General features: G+C 48.9%; 3 protein-coding genes. 2 read left to right on the top strand and 1 reads right to left on the bottom strand.

Annotated elements, in window-relative coordinates; genetic code table 11:
• The first annotated feature begins 287 nt into the window (after window positions 1-287).
• The gene (locus AC3A8L_RS05765; protein ID WP_487961283.1) at window positions 288-1,466 is read left to right on the top strand and encodes an acyltransferase family protein; all 1,179 of its coding nucleotides are present in this window, start codon (window positions 288-290) and stop codon (window positions 1,464-1,466) included.
• Between the two features lie 81 nt (window positions 1,467-1,547).
• Here the strand turns inward: AC3A8L_RS05765 and AC3A8L_RS05760 are convergent, their stop codons facing one another.
• Window positions 1,548-1,895, bottom strand: a complete 348-nt coding sequence (locus AC3A8L_RS05760; RefSeq protein ID WP_487961282.1) for a hypothetical protein — start codon at window positions 1,893-1,895, stop codon at window positions 1,548-1,550.
• Window positions 1,896-2,160: 265 nt separating this feature from the next.
• Here AC3A8L_RS05760 and AC3A8L_RS05755 point away from each other — a divergent pair.
• The coding region (locus tag AC3A8L_RS05755) for a glycoside hydrolase family 3 protein (RefSeq protein WP_487961281.1) at window positions 2,161-3,614 on the top strand (1,454 nt) is incomplete at its 3' end.

Raw genomic sequence — 3,614 nt, 5'->3', positions numbered from 1 at the left:
CGATAAGAAAGCCGATCCGATAACTGCTCCTGCGTTATTCTAATAACCTGCTTCCCTGCAGGCCCTCTTCGCCTAACTGGACAAACTATTATTGCCTCGTCCCTTATACCGAAAATTAACTTTCATAGTCACGCGGGCCTTCGATAGGACGGCTTTAATGTTGTGTGCTCGTCACAGCCTACTGCCGCTTATCACAACTTTATAATAATCAGTCACTTAGCGTTCACTTCTTGGATCACTATCGGGCAGCATGGTTGTCTCTTCATATGTTCTTAAGGAACGAGCCAATGCTGAATAATCCTCCCGAGCGCCTAATCGCTGTTGATGCCTTAAGGGTGTTAGCCTTTATATTACTGATGTTGTACCACTTGGGTATGGCCTATGTGCCTGAATGGGGCTGGCATATTAAAAGCGATTACCAAAGCCACTGGCTGCAAGCTGTGATGCTCTGGAGTAATCAGTGGCGCATGGACTTATTGTTTGTATTGAGCGGTATGGCGGTGGCGATAATGCTGCAGCGCAAGCCCGCTTTGGTGGTGGGGCGCTTACGTATTACGCAGCTTGGTATACCGCTTATTGCTGGGATCTTTATTTGGGTGGCACCACAGGTGTTTGTGGAGCTTAAAGACAAAGGCTTTATCGCCGCCATGGGCTATATCGATTTCTTGCTGCATTATCTAAATCCACTCGGGCAGTTACCCGCCGTTTATGGCCGCTTTGAGCCTTTGCCGTGGACATGGAACCACCTGTGGTTTTTACCGTATGTGCTTTGCTATAGCTTAATCGCCGTTGTTCTTGCGGGGGTGTTTTCGTTTAAGGCTAGGTTTTGGCAGCCCAATAGTGGCTTAGGTGGGTGGGGGCTTTCGGCAGGTTTACTACTGGTGCCTGTGTTGGTGCTTGGGCTAATCGGTGAGTGGCTTTATGCCGATTACCCTAAAACGTATGCTTTTATCGGCGATTGGTTTAACCATGCGAGCTATGGCTGGGCATTTTTTATAGGCGTAATATTCGTTGTGTTACCTAGGCTATGGCAGCAGCTGCCTCGGTTATGCATGCCGGCTTTAGTGTTGGCGATAGCCTGCTTTTGTATGGTACTGGTATATGTAGGCAAGTTGCCGATATTTTGGGATGAAGCGCTTTATGGTGGTTTTTTTATGGCCATAAAAGGTGTCATTTTTTCGGCCAATCGATGGTTCTGGTTATTGAGCGCACTCGCGTTAGGGGCACGATTTCTAACGGTCAATTATGGATGGCTTACCCCCCTTCGCCATCGCATTTTTTGTTATTACATACTGCATCAAACGGTTTTGGTCGTGTGTTTATACGGCTTAAAAAGCCACGCGCTGGGATTGGTCGAACCGGTGATATTACTCTTGAGTATGCTTGTGGTATGCGAGCTAGGCTACCAATGTGGACGTCGTTATCGAGTATTGGGGTTAACTTTGGGGGTGTTGAGTCGGCGGTAACGGTTAAGGCGCTTCTAAAAATGTACTTTAGGGGCGTGCACCCAGGAATTCAAAAACGGGAAGTGATTTCATGCACGCCCCTTAGTGATCCTCTTCAAGCTTGCCTGTATTCAGTGCCGCGGTACGTTGCAGCCAAGCTTTAGCCTCATCATGATCATTGGGCAATAGTTTGTGCTGATCAACAGCTTGTTGCAGTAATAACTGCGCCAAGGAAAAGTCTCGGCGCAGCTCTGCCAGGCTCGCGCTTGCCCTAACAGGGTGCTCAACTAATGCATGAAAACGCCAACTACAGGCCGATAATTGTAAGCATTGCTGGCAGCGCGCTTCTTTAATGATGGGCTCGCCGTGGGAGGTGCAGTCTTGTAAGTCTAACTGCGATGTTATAAGCCTATTGGCGGTGTTTAAGGCTTCGGTCAATTCGAAACGCATAATGCTGCCCTCGGTAATAATAAGCTCCAGCCTATCAAGAGCGCAGCGTTGCGCTTATTGACGCATATCAAGAGTTATGCAGAGTTATCATCTAAGGGGTAAAACTGTGTGCGCAGTCGCGTTGTTTTTGTGCCCTATGGAGTATCGAATATCTGCGAATTGGCGCGCGTATCATTCTGGGAGCTGTAGGCGGCGGGTTTTCCCCTGCTATACTCGGCCCATTCAAAAACCGATAACACTAGACAATAAAAAATAGAGGACGCCCATGAAGCGCGCGCTGCCCCCCAAACATTTATTACTCGGCTTAATGGTTGCTGCTTTATGCACCACTGGCTGTGGTAATACACCTGCAAAGCCCGATGCCAAAGCCGCTATAAACGAGCCCGCCAGCGAACAGCTCAACCCCATGTTATGGCCAAAGCTAAAGTCACCTTTTGATCCTAAGCAAACCGCCGACATTAATGCCAAGGTCGCGAAGCTTGTAAGCCAAATGACGTTAGAGCAAAAAGTCGGGCAAATGACTCAAGCGGAAATCGGATTTGTGACCGCCGAAGACGTTAAAAAATACCATCTAGGTTCTGTGCTAGAAGGTGGCGGTAGCTACTTAGATGGCAACAAGTTCGCGAGTATTGATGATTGGTTGGTTAAATTAGATGCTTTTTATGCTGCCGCGACTGATGCCAGTGACGGTGGTTTGGCTATCCCATTAATCTGGGGTACGGATTCAATGCATGGCCATAATAAGGTGATTGGTGCGACCATCTTCCCGCATAACGTTGGCCTGGGTGCTACGAACGATGCAGAGCTAGTGCGCCAAATTGGTGAAGTAACGGCCATTGAGACCATGGTGCTGGGTAAAGACTGGACCTTCGCCCCCGAAATATCGGTAACCCGCAACGATCGCTGGGGCCGTACTTATGAAGGCTACAGTGAAGATGCAACCATGGTGGCCACGTTAGGCAAGGCCGCGGTAGAAGGTTTACAGGGTTCCATTAAAGACGGCACCTTTATGGATGGCACACGCTTGCTAGCAACGGCCAAGCATTATATTGGTGATGGCGGAACGGTTGATGGCGTAGACCGTGCCGATAACTTAGCCACAGAACAAGAGCTTATCGACATTCACGCTCCGGGTTACTTTACTGCGATAGAGTCGGGTGTATTGTCGATTATGGCATCGCATAGTAGCTGGCAAGGCACGCGCATGCATGGGCATAAATACCTGCTTACCGATATTCTTAAAGACCGTTTAGGTTTTGATGGTTTTGTTGTGGGCGATTGGAATAGCCATGCCTTAGTGACAGGCTGCAAACCGGACAATTGCCCGGCATCTGTTATCGCAGGCATGGATATGTTCATGGTGCCAGAACACTGGAAAAGCTTTATCGAAAATACCGTACAGCAAGTGCGCGACGGTGTAATCCCTGAAGCACGCATTGATGATGCGGTCAGTCGTATTTTACGCAGTAAATTCCGTGCTGGCATTATGGATGCCCCTAAGCCATCTGCACGTAAGTTTGCCGGCAACAAAGCCTTATTCGGTGCGCCAGAGCATCTTGAGTTAGCGCGTAAAGCGGTACGTGACTCGGCGGTATTAATTAAAAATAACGATAATGCGCTCCCACTTAACCCAGGCAGCAAAGTATTAGTCGTCGGGGCTGCGGCAGACGATATTGGTCGTCAATCTGGGGGGTGGACAATCTCTTGGCAGGGTACAGG

It is taken from the genome of Marinagarivorans sp., from assembly GCF_982758155.1.
The sequence above is the reverse complement of the archived record's forward strand: the minus strand, read 5'-3'. Positions and strand labels throughout refer to the sequence as shown.

Coding starts and splice junctions, on each gene's coding strand:
- AC3A8L_RS05765 (WP_487961283.1), top strand. CDS start 288: ATGCTGAATAATCCTCCCGAGCGCCTAATCGCTGTTGATGCCTTAAGG.
- AC3A8L_RS05760 (WP_487961282.1), bottom strand. CDS start 1,895: ATGCGTTTCGAATTGACCGAAGCCTTAAACACCGCCAATAGGCTTATA.